Origin of the sequence: Myxococcus virescens (assembly GCF_900101905.1) — a bacterium.
GTDB lineage: Bacteria > Myxococcota > Myxococcia > Myxococcales > Myxococcaceae > Myxococcus > Myxococcus virescens.
The window spans coordinates 158,215-172,964 of record NZ_FNAJ01000008.1; the positions used below are offsets into that span (position 1 = coordinate 158,215).

Annotated in this window: 22 protein-coding genes; 2 read left to right on the forward strand and 20 right to left on the reverse strand. The window is 71.3% G+C overall.

Annotation, left to right across the window (positions count from 1 at the left end; genetic code table 11):
• Positions 1–17: 17 nt before the first annotated feature.
• Genes BLU09_RS23140 through BLU09_RS23150 form a run of 3 tightly spaced genes read right to left on the reverse strand, consistent with a single transcriptional unit; the run spans position 18 to position 1,515 of the window.
• Positions 18–461: an HAD family hydrolase gene (locus BLU09_RS23140; RefSeq protein WP_090491680.1), complete on the reverse strand. Its 444-nt coding sequence runs from the start codon at positions 459–461 to the stop codon at positions 18–20.
• On the reverse strand, positions 461–1,027 hold the full coding sequence (locus tag BLU09_RS23145) for a hypothetical protein (RefSeq protein ID WP_090491681.1): 567 nt from the start codon (positions 1,025–1,027) through the stop codon (positions 461–463). The genes BLU09_RS23140 and BLU09_RS23145 overlap by 1 nt, the downstream gene beginning before the upstream one ends.
• The gene (locus BLU09_RS23150; RefSeq protein WP_090491682.1) at positions 1,024–1,515 is read right to left on the reverse strand and encodes a hypothetical protein; all 492 of its coding nucleotides are present in this window, start codon (positions 1,513–1,515) and stop codon (positions 1,024–1,026) included. Before BLU09_RS23150 ends, BLU09_RS23145 begins: the two co-directional genes overlap by 4 nt.
• 62 nt (positions 1,516–1,577) lie before the next feature.
• Here BLU09_RS23150 and BLU09_RS23155 point away from each other — a divergent pair, with 62 nt between their 5' ends.
• Positions 1,578–1,763, forward strand: coding sequence for a hypothetical protein (locus BLU09_RS23155; protein ID WP_090491683.1), 186 nt, complete (start codon positions 1,578–1,580; stop codon positions 1,761–1,763).
• Between the two features lie 2 nt (positions 1,764–1,765).
• On the opposite strand, the gene BLU09_RS23160 is transcribed toward BLU09_RS23155, so the two are convergent.
• From BLU09_RS23160 to BLU09_RS23170, 3 genes are read right to left on the reverse strand one after another with little or no spacing between them, the layout of a single operon-like run.
• Positions 1,766–1,978, reverse strand: a complete 213-nt coding sequence (locus BLU09_RS23160; protein WP_090491684.1) for a hypothetical protein — start codon at positions 1,976–1,978, stop codon at positions 1,766–1,768.
• Entirely contained in the window at positions 1,975–2,460 is a 486-nt protein-coding gene (locus BLU09_RS23165) for a hypothetical protein (RefSeq protein WP_090491685.1), read from the reverse strand. The genes BLU09_RS23160 and BLU09_RS23165 overlap by 4 nt, the downstream gene beginning before the upstream one ends.
• Positions 2,457–3,788 carry a hypothetical protein gene (locus BLU09_RS23170; RefSeq protein ID WP_167371139.1) on the reverse strand — a complete coding sequence of 444 codons (1,332 nt, stop codon included), beginning with the start codon at positions 3,786–3,788 and terminating at the stop codon, positions 2,457–2,459. Before BLU09_RS23170 ends, BLU09_RS23165 begins: the two co-directional genes overlap by 4 nt.
• Before the next feature lie 372 nt (positions 3,789–4,160).
• On the opposite strand from BLU09_RS23170, the gene BLU09_RS38870 reads away from it, so the two are divergent.
• Positions 4,161–4,604, forward strand: a complete 444-nt coding sequence (locus BLU09_RS38870; protein WP_167371140.1) for a hypothetical protein — start codon at positions 4,161–4,163, stop codon at positions 4,602–4,604.
• Positions 4,605–4,731: 127 nt separating this feature from the next.
• Here BLU09_RS38870 and BLU09_RS23180 read toward each other — a convergent pair whose 3' ends face one another.
• The 14 genes from BLU09_RS23180 to BLU09_RS23235 all read right to left on the reverse strand — a co-directional run bounded on the left by BLU09_RS23180 (position 4,732) and on the right by BLU09_RS23235 (position 14,692).
• Positions 4,732–5,382 carry a hypothetical protein gene (locus BLU09_RS23180; RefSeq protein ID WP_090491688.1) on the reverse strand — a complete coding sequence of 217 codons (651 nt, stop codon included), beginning with the start codon at positions 5,380–5,382 and terminating at the stop codon, positions 4,732–4,734.
• A complete protein-coding gene (locus BLU09_RS39055; RefSeq protein ID WP_090491689.1) occupies positions 5,379–6,596 on the reverse strand; it encodes a DNA adenine methylase in 1,218 nt (405 codons plus the stop codon). Before BLU09_RS39055 ends, BLU09_RS23180 begins: the two co-directional genes overlap by 4 nt.
• On the reverse strand, positions 6,593–8,554 hold the full coding sequence (locus tag BLU09_RS23190) for a DNA cytosine methyltransferase (protein ID WP_090491690.1): 1,962 nt from the start codon (positions 8,552–8,554) through the stop codon (positions 6,593–6,595). Before BLU09_RS23190 ends, BLU09_RS39055 begins: the two co-directional genes overlap by 4 nt.
• A complete protein-coding gene (locus BLU09_RS38875) occupies positions 8,551–8,724 on the reverse strand; it encodes a hypothetical protein (protein WP_167371141.1) in 174 nt (57 codons plus the stop codon). The genes BLU09_RS23190 and BLU09_RS38875 overlap by 4 nt, the downstream gene beginning before the upstream one ends.
• Positions 8,721–9,230: a DUF1643 domain-containing protein gene (locus BLU09_RS23195; protein ID WP_090491818.1), complete on the reverse strand. Its 510-nt coding sequence runs from the start codon at positions 9,228–9,230 to the stop codon at positions 8,721–8,723. Before BLU09_RS23195 ends, BLU09_RS38875 begins: the two co-directional genes overlap by 4 nt.
• On the reverse strand, positions 9,227–9,661 hold the full coding sequence (locus tag BLU09_RS23200; protein ID WP_090491691.1) for an ASCH domain-containing protein: 435 nt from the start codon (positions 9,659–9,661) through the stop codon (positions 9,227–9,229). The genes BLU09_RS23195 and BLU09_RS23200 overlap by 4 nt, the downstream gene beginning before the upstream one ends.
• Positions 9,658–9,924 (reverse strand): hypothetical protein, encoded by a 267-nt coding sequence (locus tag BLU09_RS23205; RefSeq protein WP_090491692.1) that lies wholly within the window; start codon positions 9,922–9,924, stop codon positions 9,658–9,660. The genes BLU09_RS23200 and BLU09_RS23205 overlap by 4 nt, the downstream gene beginning before the upstream one ends.
• Positions 9,921–10,271, reverse strand: coding sequence for a LexA family protein (locus tag BLU09_RS23210; RefSeq protein ID WP_090491693.1), 351 nt, complete (start codon positions 10,269–10,271; stop codon positions 9,921–9,923). The genes BLU09_RS23205 and BLU09_RS23210 overlap by 4 nt, the downstream gene beginning before the upstream one ends.
• On the reverse strand, positions 10,268–11,887 hold the full coding sequence (gene dbpB / locus BLU09_RS23215; RefSeq protein WP_244171955.1) for a DGQHR domain-containing protein DpdB: 1,620 nt from the start codon (positions 11,885–11,887) through the stop codon (positions 10,268–10,270). The genes BLU09_RS23210 and dbpB overlap by 4 nt, the downstream gene beginning before the upstream one ends.
• Positions 11,884–12,135, reverse strand: a complete 252-nt coding sequence (locus tag BLU09_RS23220; protein ID WP_090491694.1) for a hypothetical protein — start codon at positions 12,133–12,135, stop codon at positions 11,884–11,886. Before BLU09_RS23220 ends, dbpB begins: the two co-directional genes overlap by 4 nt.
• Entirely contained in the window at positions 12,132–12,404 is a 273-nt protein-coding gene (locus tag BLU09_RS23225; protein WP_090491695.1) for a hypothetical protein, read from the reverse strand. Before BLU09_RS23225 ends, BLU09_RS23220 begins: the two co-directional genes overlap by 4 nt.
• The gene (locus BLU09_RS23230; protein ID WP_090491696.1) at positions 12,401–13,090 is read right to left on the reverse strand and encodes a PP2C family protein-serine/threonine phosphatase; all 690 of its coding nucleotides are present in this window, start codon (positions 13,088–13,090) and stop codon (positions 12,401–12,403) included. The genes BLU09_RS23225 and BLU09_RS23230 overlap by 4 nt, the downstream gene beginning before the upstream one ends.
• Complete coding sequence (locus tag BLU09_RS38330) at positions 13,087–13,359, reverse strand: hypothetical protein (RefSeq protein WP_143043183.1); 273 nt, start codon at positions 13,357–13,359, stop codon at positions 13,087–13,089. The genes BLU09_RS23230 and BLU09_RS38330 overlap by 4 nt, the downstream gene beginning before the upstream one ends.
• A 544-nt stretch (positions 13,360–13,903) precedes the next feature.
• Positions 13,904–14,692, reverse strand: coding sequence for a pesticin C-terminus-like muramidase (locus BLU09_RS23235; protein WP_244171956.1), 789 nt, complete (start codon positions 14,690–14,692; stop codon positions 13,904–13,906).
• Positions 14,693–14,750 lie beyond the last annotated feature (58 nt).

The following is a 14,750-nucleotide window of genomic DNA, read 5'->3' on the forward strand; positions in this document are numbered from 1 at the left end:
CAGCTTGAGCCTCGATGTTACCCATGGTTGGCCTCGCAGTGGTCGCGGAGCGCCTCGGCGTCCGCCAGCGCGTTGTGCGGCATCCGGCTGGTGCTCGCCGTGTTGAAGCCCGGCAGGCGCTGAAACTTCATGTCGAAGTCTGGCACAGGCTGCATGCGCCCCGGACCGGTGATGAGCAACGCCAAGAGGTGCTCGAAGTCCGTCGGCCAGTCGGCCACGATGACCATGTGGCCCACCGCCCGCTCCCGCATGAACGTCGCCAGCTTCAGCGACGCAAGCTCGCGCGAGACGAAGTCGCTGCCGAGGTGGGGGACGACGTGCGTCTCCACCCATGGGTCGGTCGGCCCCGCCCACTCGACCGCGACGTAGAACGACTCCAAGGCGGGGTCGGCCGGCACGAGGGCGAGGGACATCAGCTCGCCGCCGAAGCAGGTGTACTCGGCGTCCAGGTAATAGCGCATCACGGTTTCCTCGTGTTGGTGCTTCGATAACTCGCGGAGGTGGCCAGCGCAGCGAGCTCCTTCACCACCTTCGCCTTGGCGGGGCGCCGCGGCTCAACGTCGACGGCAGCGAGCGTTGCACGGGCTTGCGGCAGGTGATCCTGGGCGGAGCGCTGAAGCGTCGGGAACTCCGGAATCAACTCCAATGCCTCCAAGGTGTGGACGTCGCGGGCGGCCTTGGCCAGCGGACCGTCACCCCAGCCCACCTCCACGGTGACGAGCGGCTCGGGCCCCTTGGCCTGGGCGTACAGCCAGCCCACGAGAGGCGACCTGTCGTCCACGCGCAACCAGGTGGCGACCGCGTCGCGCACCGACTTCAGTGCCCCGCGGAGGTTGTCGTCGTCCAGCGCGCGCGGGGCCACTCGAGTCAAGCGGACGAAGAGCAGCGGGCCGGCCTTCCATTCCGGGCACCGGCGCCGCGTCGCAGCCTTCTGTGCGTCGGTGCGCTTGTGCTTGGCCGCCCAGTGCTCCCGCAGGTTGCTGGTGGACTGCGCTTTGATGGGTACCTCGAAGCGTATGCACGTCACCGGAGCACCTCCAGCACCACGCGCACCGCCCATTTCCCCGACGCGCCCCGGTGCCCAGCGATGATTTCCGTCAGCACCTGCGCCTTCCACACCTCGGACGGCAGCCACCCGCCCGCGCTCCCCGCATTGCAGTCGTACACGTGCAGCTCTCCTCTTTCTCTGTACAGGCCCACCCAGTGCGTGTGCCGGTACTGGGCGCGCTCCGGCGCCGAGTCCCATCTGCCCCGGAGTTGGATGAAGGCCACTCCGTGCACGTCCCCCTGGGGCATGCCCTGGATGACGCGGTGCTGGACGCCCTGGGCAGCGAGCGCTGCCGCCATCGAGGTGGGCGTCGTCCAGGGCTTCGCCGGGAAGCCAGTGAAGGCCCTGCGCACCGCAGCGAGCGGCACGCCCAGCACCGCGGCGAGCGCTGACGGACCGCAATTCGCCTTCCAGCCGTCGTTCGCGTCCCAGAGGTCCTGCGGCGTGTAGAGCCCAGGGCACGTCACTGGAGGCTCCTGTAGAATGCGGTCGTGGGCGCTCCAGCCCACGGGCAGGGGGGAACACCGCCATGGCCGACAGCAGCGACAGCGCCGAGGGGACTGACTGGACGAAGGTGCTGCTCAAGTGCCCGGAGTGCGGGAAGGAGAAGCTGGTGGTTCCCGACTTCGGACTCATGACGCTGGGCGGGCATCCGCCATCCCCTCAGTCCAGGTGCAACGTGTGCCGAATCGCCATCGTGACCAGCCACCTCTGACGTCATGGCTTCAGCCCTCCGTCCCGGATGCGCTCGTGCAGCAGGCATGTGCAGGCGCACCGGCCGTTGGTGCGCGAGAAGCGGCAGCCACGCTCGTGGCGCCCGTACCTGTCCAGAGCCGTGGCCACCTTGAGCAGCCTCGCCTCCAACTCGGCGACGCGCTCACGCGCAAGGCGCAGCGACTCCTCCAGTTCGGGGTGCTTGCGGCACGTCATGAAACGGCCTCCTCGGACACCACCTGTCCATCATGAGAGAGAATCAGGACGCGGCCCTTCCACCCCTCGGCGCGACACATGCGCACCATCCCGGCCGTGCCCTTGCCCAGGCCCGTGTCCGTGTGCGCGGCCACCCAGCGCACCGTCCACCCGCACCGGGCGTACCCGCGCGCGGCCTCGCGCATCACCTCGTTGCGCAGTGGGCCTGCTATGGGCCCCTGCGTCTTCCAATGCGCGGGGAAGCGGTCCACCTCATCCACCTGGAAGTCGGGCCACTCCACCGAGCACGCCACCTCCCACAGACGGTCCGCCCCCATGGCCGCCACTGGGTCGTCCCTGCGCCTGTCACCCGCACCGTGGATGAGACGCGCGCCCCGGATTCCCGCGAAGCGGCGCACGTAGGCGCGGAGCGCTGGCAGGTGCGCCACCGTGAGTCCGCTGCTGCCGCACGCGAGGAGGGCCAGCCGGGCACAGGCCGTCATTGGAGACCTCCGGCGTCAGCAGGCTGGCCAGCGAGGGTGACGCGTAGCTCCAGGCCCAGGGCACGGGCCGCGTTGTCGAGGGCGGGCTGGGCAAAGAGCTCCAGCCCATTCAGCGCGTACTGGTCCTTGGCTTCCACCACGAGGCAGGGGCCCTCCAGAGCCACCGGGAGCCCACGCCCAGCGGCATGCCCAGCGACGTATGACTGCCCGGCCGCGCGCAGCTCCTCGAGGAGTTGCTCCCACGCCCTGCCCGCAGGCGTGTCCGGCACCTCCAGCGCAGGCGGGTACTCGCCGCGCCCCACGTCAACGTCCGCCCGGCGCCGAGTCTCCGCGGGCGGACTGGTGTCCGGGCGGTACTCCGGGGTGGCGTTGGCCTCCCACCGGCGCACCAGGTCCGCAAGGGTGTCGCAGCGCTGCCTGTACCGCGCCTCCACGCCGTGCCCCCAGCGGCGCAACACCTCCGGCACGCCCCCGGTGCCCGCCAGGGCCAGCAGGCGGCGAGCAGCGGGGTCATCCCGGTACGGCTGCCACGTGTACGAACACCCCCGCGCCGCGAAGAAGACGCGCTCCACGCCGTCCGGGAGGGACTCCGCGGCGGGCGCAATGGAGGGGGGCGGCTCGAAGGGAAGCGTCTCGACAGGTTCCGCCGGCGCGACGGGGGGCGAGTACTCTTCCTCCTGCTCCTGGACGACGAAGCGCAGCCCGGCCAGGCCCGTGCGGTGGGCGTAGCCGTTCACCAGCCCCCGACAGGTGTCCTGCATCCAGTCCAGGGAGAACTGGTCCGGCGCGGCCACCTCAAGGCCAGCGTCGTCCAGGGCCACCGCGCGGAAGCACTCCAACCCTTCGCAGGCGCGGTGCTTGCCGTCTGCGCGCAGGGCGGCCAGCACCCGCGCCCAGGCCCGTGCAGCCTCGGTGCCCATGGGGACGTCCTCAAGGCACACCGCCGCCCCGGGCTCCTCATGCGGCGGCGCCTCGGGGCGCTCCGGGTCCAGACTCCAAGCGCCGCTGAGCAACTGCTCGGCCACCTCAAGGCCAGCGCGGGTCCAGGTCAGCACCCACACGACGTTGGCGCGCAGCCGGTTGGAGAGCTCGCCGCGGCAGGCCGGAGAACGCGGGACGAGGGCGAAGACGCGGAGCCACTCCTCCAGCGGGCGGCGACGCAGGGCCCCCAGGGCATCCTCCGCCATGCGCCGGGAAGTGCGTTCCCCCCAGGCCGGGAAGCCATGGGCCAGCGCCATGGCATTCCACCCCTCGCGCAGCGCGCGGATGTCGGGAGGCAGGGCGTCCGGCTTGCGGTACTCGCGTGCAGCCTCGCGGACGTCACGCACAGCGCGCGCATCCTGCGTGACAGCCACCAGCGCCCCCCTCGTTTTCGAGGCAGAGGGAGGGGGGAGAGGGGGTGTCACGCTACCTGTCACGCTGGCCTTCTGCCTGTCACGCTGGCGCTTGAGCTGCTGTCTCAACGTCGCAGGCTTCGGAATTCTCTTGGGGTTTTCCTCCCCCCCTCCCCCCTCCACAGCCGACGTCACGCTGACGGGGGCGGTGTCACGCTGATTGTCACGCTGGGACTGCGTGACAGCCGCCTTCGGCTGCGTGACATGGCCGAAGCTGGACGGCGGAGGGGGCATCACCTCCGGGGTGGTTGCAGGGCGCAGGCCCAGCACACTGGGCGCCAGCAGAGACACGGCCTGGCGCCAACCGTGGTCGACACCGGCCGCGTAGCTCTCCGCGCGAAGCCGGGCGTCGCGCTCCGCCAGAACCTGCGCGCGCAGCTCGGCGACCTGCTGCTGGGCGCAGGGGCACGCCTCCGTGAAGAAGTCCGGGGGGATGCCCGGGTCCTCGCCACGGGCATGGCGCGCGCGGTCCCCTCTTGGCGGGGGCAGTACCTGGGCGAGTTCCTCTGCAGAGGCAGGCTCCACAAGCGGCAGGTGCTCCGCGTCCTGCGACAGCTCTTCATCGGCCGGGCGCTGGGTGCAGGCGGGCATGGCTACGATTCCTCGGTGGAGACGGGCACGGTGGAGAGAAGGGGCGGCGGCACCAGCACGCAGGGCGGGCGCATGCAGCAGGTGGGCGGGACGGGCTGGCTGCGGCACCCGGCACGCCAGGGGTGGCCGTGGCGGCAGGTGGGCCACGGGCCCGGGTAAGCAGCCTGGACGGCAGCGCCTGCGGCCGTGGCCCCGTGCGGCGCCAGCTGGCCGGCCTCGGTGAGGCTGGTGCCCAGCCGGACGGCACCGCACACGTGGCAGGTGGTGGCGCGGAGGCGGAGGCAGCTCAAGGGTGGGCCTCCTGGTGGCAAGCGTGGGGCCCGCAGTCCGGGTTGAGGCAGCGGAATGCCTTGCACGAGGGGCACGGCGTCATGGCCCGGCGGCAGCTGCACAGGCGCAGCAGCTTGTCCTTCAGCGTCGGCGCGGGCTCGCGTTCCAGGGCCTTCGCCGAGCGGGCGCTGAAGTCGTCCCAGAGCGCCTTCGCCGCATCCCGGGCGGCCTTGTAGCCGGCGCGCACCGCAGCACGGACGTCCTCGGGGAGTTCCCAGCACTGCGCCACTGGGCCGGGCTCAACGGGCACCAGCTCAGGCAGGCGGATGACATCGGCCAGCCACAGCCCCACCGGCCCCACGTACCAGCGAGACTCGCGGGGGACGTCCGGCCACTGGGACACGGCCGCCACCCGCGCCACCGCGAGCACCGTGCCGGTGTGGATGTCCTCTGGAGCGAAAGGCCGAATCCCCCCGTGGACGTCCATCCAGTGGGCGATGCCTTCGTCGTACTCGCCCGCGCATACCGCGACGTAGCCGCCCAGGGCCTCCGGCGGAGGGGCCACGGACAGGTTCACCACGGGCGCCGTGCCCAGCTCCACGCTTCGCGCGAGGGGCTGGGGCACGGTGACGGCGAGCAGTGGCTTGCGCGTGGTGCAGGTGCTCATCGAGGACCTCCGGAAACGCGAGCCAGCGGAAGCCCGTGGAGCGGGTCCTCCGCCGGGGCCAGGCAGCCAGGGCTGAGCCAGATGCGCTCGCGCAGGGCGTTCTCGTGGTTCCCCCGCGCGGCCGCGTACCCGCCCGGCGCCTTCCACGCGACGCAGCGCCAGGACGCGGGCATCTCGTGCGCGCCCTCGTAACCACACAGGGCGATGCGCAGGCGCGGGTTGTCCCCGTTCGCCACTGCCCACTCGCGCACGCGGTGGGCCACCTGCAGGTACTCTTCGGCGTAGATGCTGGGGTCGCGCCCCGCGGCGTCGGAGTACGGCGGGTCCAGCAGCACGCCCGTCACGCCGATGCGCTCCGTGACGTTGGGCGAGAGGATGCGGCTCCAGTCTCCACAGCAGACGCGCACGTAGCGCAGCCGGTCCGCTAGGGCCTGCATCCACGTATGGAGCCCGCCCTGCTTCCCGGTGGCGTGGATGCCCATGCCCGACGCGCCACCGTCGCCCCTCACCAGGGGCATCTGGTTCGACAGGCCATGCACGCCCCGCCCACCGCGGCCCAGGCTCGGGCGCTTGCCCCACTCCGACGCGCGCCCCAGGTCACGCAGGCGCTGCGCGTGCACTCCGATGCCGTCCGTCAGGTGTGGGCGCTGCTCGTGCTCGGACGTGGCCTTTCCGCGCACGGCAAGCTGGTGGACGCCCCGGCCCGGCTTGTCGAGCATCGGCCGCTTCGAGTACTCGGACGTGGCGATGCCGCACGTCTTCTCGGAGCCGGCGGCGTCCTGTGCCTCCCAGGAGGGCTGGGCGCACCAGCCGCTGCCAATCCACTGGCAGAGCCCCCATACCCACCACCCGGCGACGCGCGCGTCGAAGTACTCGGCGTCCTGCCGCATGCGCTGGCGGAACTCCACCTGCGCCACCAGCCACCGGTGCCGGGCGTGCAGGTCCGCCTCGTTGACGGGCCAGTCCGCGTGGTGAGCTACCTCGTCCGGTGCCGCCGCGAGCGCCCGCCAGAAGTTGGCGAGGTAGCAGTCCAGGTCGTTGACGGTCTCCACGCCCGGCGCGGTGGGCCGGGCCAGCAGGACGGCGAGGCTTCCGGCGAAAGGCTCCACGTAGTTGGCCACGTCGCCGAAGGCGGCCCACACGAGGTGGGCCGCGCGGCTCTTCCCGCCAAACCAGGGGAAGGGAGCTCGGAGCGGAACGCAGGGTGTGGTCATGCCGCGTACCCCTCGTTCGGTACGGGCGCGTCGAACCAGTAGTCCCCGCGCAACGCCCAGCCCTCCCCGAGTTCGGAGCGCAGCAGGGACTCCAGCAGCACCCTGCCCCAGGCCAGCGCACCACCCACGGGGATGGCGTTGCCGATGTGCTCCCTCCACACGCTGTCGCTGTTGCCCGCCAGCACCAGGGGCGCGCCCCGGTGGACGTGCGGCAGTCCCTGGAGGACGGCCAACTCCAGCGTGGTGAGGGGCCGGTGCCAGCAGCCCGACAGCGGAGAGAGGATGGCCGGCGCCAGCGTCCCCTTCAGTGGCTCCCAGCCCTCGGCCAGGAGTTGGAGCGCCAAGCGGATGTCGATGGCCACGCGCGGGTGGGGCAGACGCGGGTCCGCCACCGAGCACGAGCCGTTGTCGAGTTGCATGCTCCCGGTGATGGTGCCGGCGGTGGTGTCCCAGCCGATGACGCCGTAGAAGCCGTTGCGCCCGTGGCATCCCAGGCCCAGGCGCTCCACACGCTCGTCGGCCACCGAGGCCTGCGCGTTGCCCCCGCTCACCGTGGCCTTGCCCGTCACCGTCGGGCTCGGCGCCCGCCAGTCCCCGACACCGAACAGGCCCGGACGGCCGGCGTAGCTTCCAGCTCCGTCCGCCGTCTGCCCCAGGCCGAGCAACTCAAGCGCGCGCGGGTCGGCCACAGACACCGGAGAACTGCCCCCGGACACCCAGGACGTGGCGATGACGGTGGCCGAGGGCCGGGTCCAGTGCAGCACCCCGGCGGCGCCTGGTCGGGCGTCCTTGCGCATCGCCAGGGCTTCCAGCGGGCGAGGGTCAGCCGCGGAAGGCGCACCAGCCGTCATCGACGTCACACCGGTGACGCAGTGGGCGGGGTCCGCCCAGTCGCCCACGCGGTACTGGTTCGTGAAGCGACCGTCCTTCCCGTAGCCCAGTGCCTCCAGGGGGCGCGGGTCCTCGACGGCGCACAGGCCCGCGCCGCCCGGCCCGGACACGGTGGGCGACGGCGCCGCCCATGCCTGGACGGGGTGTCGGCGGTGGACCTCCCGCCGCTTCTGCGAGGCCTCGACGGGATTGCCGAGCTGTTCCTCCACCATCGCGCGGAAGGCAGCCGTGTCCATGCCCGTCGGCCACAGTCCGCGCTGCTGGAGCGTCTCCACCACGTGCCCGCGCTTGGGCAAGTCCCGCCAGTCGCCGCCCGGGGGGATGAGCGCCAGGCGCACCGCGTTCAGCCACGAGACACGAGGCAGGCGGTGCATACGGCCTGCGCGCGGGTCATCCGGCCACGGCAGCGGGGCCAGGACCTCGCCCACGCCGCGAAGTCCCTGGTAGGGAGGCAGCGCCACCTGCACTGGGCAGCGGCGCGAGTCCCGGGCAGACAGGGTGAAGCGCTCACGCGACTGCGCCAGCCCACCCTCCTGGCCGAGGTCGTGCGTGGTGACGTTCACCTCGTAACCTGCCGCGCGCAGGAGGCGAATCGTCTTTCCCAGCACGTCCCGGCAGCGCGTGCGGAAGCTGGGCACGTTCTCCACGACGATGAGCCGCGGACGGTTGTCCCGCTCCGGGTACGCCGCGAGCACCAGCTTCGCCGCGTGGAACATGAGCTGGTTCATGTCCTGGTACTTCGCGCTGGCGGCCATCTCCGCCGGCAGCAGCTTCGAGGCGCCCTTGCACGGTGGGCTCCACTTCGTCATGTCCGGCGCGTCGGAGCCCCAGAAGGCCCGCAGTTCCTCCGGCGTCAGAGTCGCGATGTCCGCGCAGAGGGACGGCGCGCCCGTCAGGTACGTGAAGTCCTCGCAGCACTTCGCGTCGAAGTCGACGCCGCCCAGGTTGCGCCAGGAGGCGGTGCGGCCCGCCACTTCGACGGTGGCCATGTCGTGGCCCATCGACCCGGGCCCAGAGCCACAGAAGAGGTAGCCGACGGTGAACTCGTGGTGGGTGGCGCAGCTCATGGACGGCTCCCAATGCAGTGGGCGGCGATGACGGTGAGGACGACGGCACAGCCCGCCGCGCAGAAGGCGGTCTGGATCTGCTGCTCGCTCAGCCAGGGCAGCACGAGCCCGGCGGCGGTGGAGCCCACGGCGAGGAAGCCGAGGGCGAAGGTGGTGGCGCGCAGGCTCAAGAGAGGGACTCCATCCACGGCACCGGCGTGAGGTGACCGGGCAGGTAGAGCGGGTGCTTCGGGTCCCCTCCCCTGGTGAGCCCCAGCGCGTGGACAGCGTGGCGCTGCCGCAGTGCCGAGAGCACGGCCGGGGCACGGTGGGTGGTGCCGCGGAAGGCGCCCCACGCGGCGACCACCAGGTGAGCATCCGACGAGGCACGGACCAGGGCGGCATCGTTCTCCGGGCCGACGCGGTCCACGCCGCGCACCAGCAGCTCTCCAGGGTCCGTGGCGCGGAAGGCGAACAGGTTGCAGACGGTGAGCGCGCCGAAGCCCCAGGACTGGGCGAAGCCCACGCAGCGGCGCAGCGTCGGGTCATCCTGGGTGCCATTCGCGGTGCTCGGATTGAGCATGACGAAGAGCACGCGGCGCACGTCCGAGCCCTCCGCCCAGGTGCGCCAGAGGCGGTAGCGATACAGGCCGCACGCGCTGATGTCGGCGCCAGCATCCAGGTAGCGGCAGCTCATGGACGGGCCCCCCGAGCAGCAGCCCACCCGGCGTGCACGCGCTCCAGGATGGGCTCCGGCAGCGTCCACAGCCCCTGGGCGCCGCGGCAAGCCACGGGCGTCGGGAGCTGGACGACTTGGTCCAGCGTCCAGCCCACTGGCCCGCCGAACCAGGGTGACTCGCTGTCGCGCACCACCCCCGCGAGACGGGCCACGGCGATGATGACGCCGGAGGGCTGCTCACTCTCGCCGGGCACCTGGACACCGAAGGTGTCAGCGATGGAGTCCGCCGCGTCCTGGTCCCACTTCTTGCCGGCGTGGATGGCGAGCCAGCCGCCCACCATCGCGCGCGGGGGCTCCCAGGTTCGGTTCTCCACGTCCTTGCCCGCGCAGGCGATGGCCCAGGCCCAGGGGCGGATGAGCGTCAGGCCGCGGATGCGCTCGGTGCTCACGCGTCCTCCCGGGGCTTCCGCGCGGCGCTCACCTCGAAGATGGTGGCCTGCCTGTCCCGGTACTCGCCCTTCTGGCGGATCACCTTGGACAGCCTGCGGGCCTTGGCGGAGAGGTCGCCCTCCGTCTTCTTGAAGTCCTTCATGGCCGCGGCCTTTTCCTCGCGGACCTCATCAATCTTCTCGAGGACGCCGGCCAGTTCGTTGGACTTCTCCAGCAGCTGCTCGCGGCTGTACGGCACGAACTCCTGGGTGGACTCGCTCACGGCGTGGCTCCTTCCTCGACATCGGTGGTGGCGGTGTCGCGCAGGTACTTCTCCGCGGCCTCGGTGCCAGACGCGGTGAGCAGCAGAGAGCGCGCCGCCTTCGACTCGCGGGTGAGGCGGCGCTTGCGCTCCAGCGCCGTCAGCAAGTCATTGACGCCGTTGGTGGAGGCGACGCCCAGACGGGCGGCCAGCTCGCGCACCGTGGGCGGGAAGCCGCGCTCCTTCGTCATGACGAGGATGAGGGCCGCCACTTCCTTCTGCCGTGGAGTCAGCGGCTCGATGGAGACATTGCCGCGCTCAAGTTCCGGGCGGCGGCGACGCGGACGAGGGTCTGGACATGGAGTCATGCGGCACCTGCCTTTCGGGTGTGACGGCGGTCCTCACGGCTCCGGCAACGCTCGCGGTAGAGCGTCGTCAGGTGCTGGGTGAGCAGCCGCACGTCGTTGGGGGTGTTCTGAATGCCCTTCCACTCGCGCCGACCGGTGGGCGCCGGGAAGTCCCAGGCCCCCTTCGCCCACGCACAATCCGCCGCCACCAGGGCGAGCTCGCGGCGGAACAACTCTTCGGTGAGTTCCTCGCCGCAGCGGCGCAGCTCATCCACCGCGCCATCCATGAGCAGGCCCAGGGCCGTCACGCCCGCGCCATGGAAGAGTCGCGACTCGCTGGGGTGCTTGCCCCACGCCTCCGGCCAGGTGGCGCGCACGGCGGACCACCACGCACTCACCAGCCGCACCATTGCGTCCACGTCCTGCGGCTCGCGGCTGTAGAGCGCCCCGTCGGAGAGGCTGTACTCCAGGGACTTGAGGAGGCTGGTGTCCTTGAGGAGGGCCGTCCGGCCACGCCACGCCGCAGGCGTGCGGCCGGTGCGCAGGGGGTTGGTGACGGTGACGACGAGTCCTCGCAGCGGACTGGCCGCATCCTGGTTGAGGCGCTCCACCAGCGCGGCGGGGAGCCGCTTCGTCTCCAGCGCGGCGGGAAGTGCGCCGTGCGTCGTGGGCAGCAACTCGTGGATGAGCCCGGCGGGGAGTGGCCGCGTCCGGTTGACGAGAATGAACTGCTCGGCCTGCTCGCCGGAGCTGTCGGTGATGAACGCGACGCACGCGAGGCGGAAGGCCGCCACCAACGCGTCGCGCACGGCGGCCAGGCGCTGCTGGCCATCCACGATGAAGCCGGGTGCGCGCTCCTCCCCCTCCAAGGGGATGACGAGGTGCCCATGCTCCGCTCCTGGCGCGAGTTCCTCGAAGCGGACGCGCGAGTCGAAGGCCAGCACCACGGCGTTGGGCACCAGCGGCGACGCGCTCTCCAGGTACTCGCGGATAGCCGCGATGTGGCTCAGCACCTCGGGCCGTTGGTAGCCGGTGAGTTGTCCGTCGGCCCGGCGAACGCGGGACACCGTCGCGAACTCGGGCACCCTCTTGCCGTCTACCGAGAACAGGTAGAGGTGCCGCCCAGGGGACTGCTCCACGCGAAGCGCCGCGACGCGCAGAACCTTGGCCGGCGGCGCAGCCCGAGTTGCCTCGCGGGCGCGGCGAGCCTCAGACAGCACGCGCAGCCGTGCGCCCTGGGTAGCGCCCTTGAGAGGCTCCACCAGCGTCCAGCCCTCGCGGGGTGACTCTTCCAGGGCAGCACGGAGCGGCGCCACGTAGGCGGCCCCGGCGTAGACGTGCAACTCCACGGAGTCGGCCGGGTAGATGCGAGCCAGCGCCTCCACCACTCGCCTGCCCCAGGCATCACGCTCGGAGCGGGCCATGCTGGCCAGAGTGACGTCGTAGGGCTCTACCTGGGCGGCATGCGCCACCAGCCCGTGGAGCGCCGACACGACGAAGACGTGCTGGCATGACGCCTCCGCCTCCGCGAGGTGAGCGCGGAACAGGGTCCCGGTGTAGAGGTCGCGGGCGGGCGCGGCATGCGCACGCTTCGCCTTGCCACACCCCACGAGCGCGATGCGAAGGGCCGTGCTCATTGAGCGCCCTCCGCGTCGTCGTCGACGACGTAGATGTCGAAGTCCTCGATGTCGAGCGGCTTGCCCTGGGCCTCGGACGCGTCAACCAGCCGCTGCAGGCTGGCGTACGCGAGCGTTTTCGCCTCGTCGGAGTTGCGGCCGTCCTCCTTCACTTCCGGAAGGCCTTCGGCGCGGATGGTGGTGCGCCAGCCCAGAGGACCACCGGGAGTGCTTTTGAAGAAGAGCTGCGGGCGCCGGGTGCAGTTCATGACGCGCGCCCTCGCAGGAAGGGCACCCCGTCCGGGTGCTTGCAGTTGATGGACGCCAGCTTCGCGGCCGAGCGCTCCACCACGTGCCGCGCCTCGGACACGGAGGAGTCCCAGACGGACACAACAGGGTCGCCGCTCGCGTCGCGAGCAGTCACGCGGTAGCCGCTCCCGCTGCGCACCTCGGTGCGCGAGACGATGGCTGGCGCCGTCGCCTTCTGGGGCTCCGCGCACACGGGCGGGGCCAGGACGATGAGGTGGAGGACGCTCACGCTCCACCTCCCACCCGCACCACCAGGGCCGTGCAGTTGTCCCGGCTCTCCTTGGCCAGCGCGAGGCGCACCAGCTCCTCGGCGGCCCACCGCGCGTCACGCGTGGGTAGCTCGCGAAGGATGGCGCGAATCTCAGGGTGGCCCAGGGTGTCCGAGACGCCGTCGGTAGCCAGCACCCAGACGTCGCCTGGCTCCGTTTCCAGGACACGCACGTCCGGCTCCGAGGAGCAGTCCGGACTCGTGGCCCCCAGGCACCGGTTGAGGACGTGCCGGTACTCGCGGTGGTCCTGGGTGAGCTGCTCAAGAACTCCGCAGCGCATCCGGTACACGCGGCTGTCGCCAACGTGCGCCACCACTGCGGACGAGCCCGCCAGCATCAGCATGGCCAGGGTGGTGCTGCCTCCGGAGGCCAGGACGGACACCTCCGCCTTGGCCACGGTGCTGCGCGCGAGCGCGTCCGTCAGCGGGCCCGCGGACTGGGCCGCGAAGAGCACCGAGTCCACCGCGGCGCGGCTGGCCAGGTCCCCGTTGGGGTGCCCGCCCAGCCCGTCCGCCACGGCGAACACGGACATGGCGCCCACGTCGTGGCCGACCGCGTCCTCCTGGTAGGACCGCAGGCCGCGCTCCGTGCAGGCCCCGACGTCGTAGGCCAGGGGCTGGCCCTGGGTGGCAACGGCGGCGCTCATCGCCCACCGCCCTTGCCCTTGCGGGCGTCCGGCGTGGTGGACGGCTGTCCGGCGGTGTGACGACGGGCTACCTCGGCCAGGACAGCGGCGTGCGCCTCCTGGTACCCGAAGGGGCCGGTGCACACAGCGGCGTAGCCCGGGATGCTCGCGCGCCAGCCGTCGCCCACCTGCTCGAATTCGAGGGCGAAGCGGGCTGGGAGGCGACGGACGGGCGGCGATGGGGGGACGACGGTCGACGGACGAGTGGCGTTGTTGTCAGGACGAGACATAGGAATTCCCTGGCTGTGAATGGCGGCGCGAACGCCATCCGCGACATGCGCGCCCTAGTGACTGACCACCGAAGAAGTTGGCAGACGGCTAGGAGCCGAGCGCCCGAAGAACGGCAAGCGCATGTGCCAACGCGTGGGGGTAGCACGCGAGGTCCGCACACTCGCGACAGCCAGGGATGGGCGGCACCTTGGCGCGATAGGCATCAGCGAGCTGCGTGTCTGCCACGTGCTCAACTGCGCTCATCGCGCGACCACTCAACGTCACTCGTGCAACTGGAGCAGCATCGGAAGTGCGCGTACTTCCACCAGAATCAACAGGCGCCAACTCCCGCAACTCGTCGGATTTCTCTAAAAAAATGAAGGCCTTGGGCTTGCGCCGCGGACAGAGCGAATCCTGACTGCCTGACAGTCATTACCGCCACGCAATTCCAGACGCGCGAAAGCGAACGTGTGCCGCTCCAGCCGGGCGGCTCCCACACTGCGGGCGCAGGCCCGGAGCCTCGGCGTCTCCGCCGCGCTCCGGGCCGTGTTCGACGCAGCGGGCTCAGCTCAGGGTCGCGATGCCCTCGCCCAGCAGATCCGCCTCGCGGCCACGGCGCGACGGATAGCGGTCACCGAAGTCCTCCAGGTTGGCCTTCGCGTCGTCCCACCGCTGCTCCGTCACCTGCGCGAAGAAGTTGGGCGTGGCCGTCTTCAGCGAGCCGTACTGGAAGCCCACGGAGGCAATCACCGTCTGCATCTCCCGCGGCAGCTCCGCGAACTTCGGCCGGCTGCCACCGTCCGCGGCGTTCAGGCGCTCGACCTCGGTGTTGTACTCGTTGACGACGTTGTCCAGCGCCTCGCCCTTCACGGCCCGGTCCAGCTCCTTGACCTCTTCCGCCGTCAGGTTCAGCGGGTTCTCCGCCAGGAAGTCCGCGGCGTCCTGGCCCTTCTTGCCCAGGTAGGGCTCCAGCTTCGTCTTCAGCGCGTCCGACAGCCCCAGCCGGTCCAAATCGTTCATGTCCCGGGCGCCCAGGTCCACGCCCGTGCCCACCGTGACACCGCTCTTGCTCCCCGTGGCGTCCGGGACATAGCCATCCTGTACCGCCCGGCCCTCCTGCTCGGCGATGAAGTCCCAGTCGACGTCCGGCTCCGTCGCGGCGGCAACTCCGCCCTCCGGAGCCACGGCCTGGGCCTCGACCGCCGGTTGCGACTGCTTCGCCGCGTGGGCGGGCCGCGAGTCCCAGCCGTCCTTCACCGAATAGCCCTTGGCCTTGTTCTGCTCGGGCTGCCGCGCGTCCTCGCGCCGGTTCGTCTCATTCCGGAGGCCGCGGGCGGAGTCCCCTCCCGACACCCGCGATTCCCGCTGGGAGCTTCTTGAAGACGAAGAGCGATCGATTCCAGTCATGGCA

Excerpts from the sequence above, each read along its gene's own strand:
- BLU09_RS23140 (WP_090491680.1), bottom strand. The coding sequence starts at position 461 with ATGCGCTATTACCTGGACGCCGAGTACACCTGCTTCGGCGGCGAGCTG.
- BLU09_RS23155 (WP_090491683.1), top strand. The coding sequence starts at position 1,578 with ATGGCCGACAGCAGCGACAGCGCCGAGGGGACTGACTGGACGAAGGTG.
- BLU09_RS23160 (WP_090491684.1), bottom strand. The coding sequence starts at position 1,978 with ATGACGTGCCGCAAGCACCCCGAACTGGAGGAGTCGCTGCGCCTTGCG.
- BLU09_RS23165 (WP_090491685.1), bottom strand. The coding sequence starts at position 2,460 with ATGACGGCCTGTGCCCGGCTGGCCCTCCTCGCGTGCGGCAGCAGCGGA.
- BLU09_RS23180 (WP_090491688.1), bottom strand. The coding sequence starts at position 5,382 with ATGAGCACCTGCACCACGCGCAAGCCACTGCTCGCCGTCACCGTGCCC.
- BLU09_RS39055 (WP_090491689.1), bottom strand. The coding sequence starts at position 6,596 with ATGACCACACCCTGCGTTCCGCTCCGAGCTCCCTTCCCCTGGTTTGGC.
- BLU09_RS23190 (WP_090491690.1), bottom strand. The coding sequence starts at position 8,554 with ATGAGCTGCGCCACCCACCACGAGTTCACCGTCGGCTACCTCTTCTGT.
- BLU09_RS23195 (WP_090491818.1), bottom strand. The coding sequence starts at position 9,230 with ATGAGCTGCCGCTACCTGGATGCTGGCGCCGACATCAGCGCGTGCGGC.
- BLU09_RS23210 (WP_090491693.1), bottom strand. The coding sequence starts at position 10,271 with ATGACTCCATGTCCAGACCCTCGTCCGCGTCGCCGCCGCCCGGAACTT.
- dbpB (WP_244171955.1), bottom strand. The coding sequence starts at position 11,887 with ATGAGCACGGCCCTTCGCATCGCGCTCGTGGGGTGTGGCAAGGCGAAG.
- BLU09_RS23220 (WP_090491694.1), bottom strand. The coding sequence starts at position 12,135 with ATGAACTGCACCCGGCGCCCGCAGCTCTTCTTCAAAAGCACTCCCGGT.
- BLU09_RS23230 (WP_090491696.1), bottom strand. The coding sequence starts at position 13,090 with ATGAGCGCCGCCGTTGCCACCCAGGGCCAGCCCCTGGCCTACGACGTC.
- BLU09_RS38330 (WP_143043183.1), bottom strand. The coding sequence starts at position 13,359 with ATGTCTCGTCCTGACAACAACGCCACTCGTCCGTCGACCGTCGTCCCC.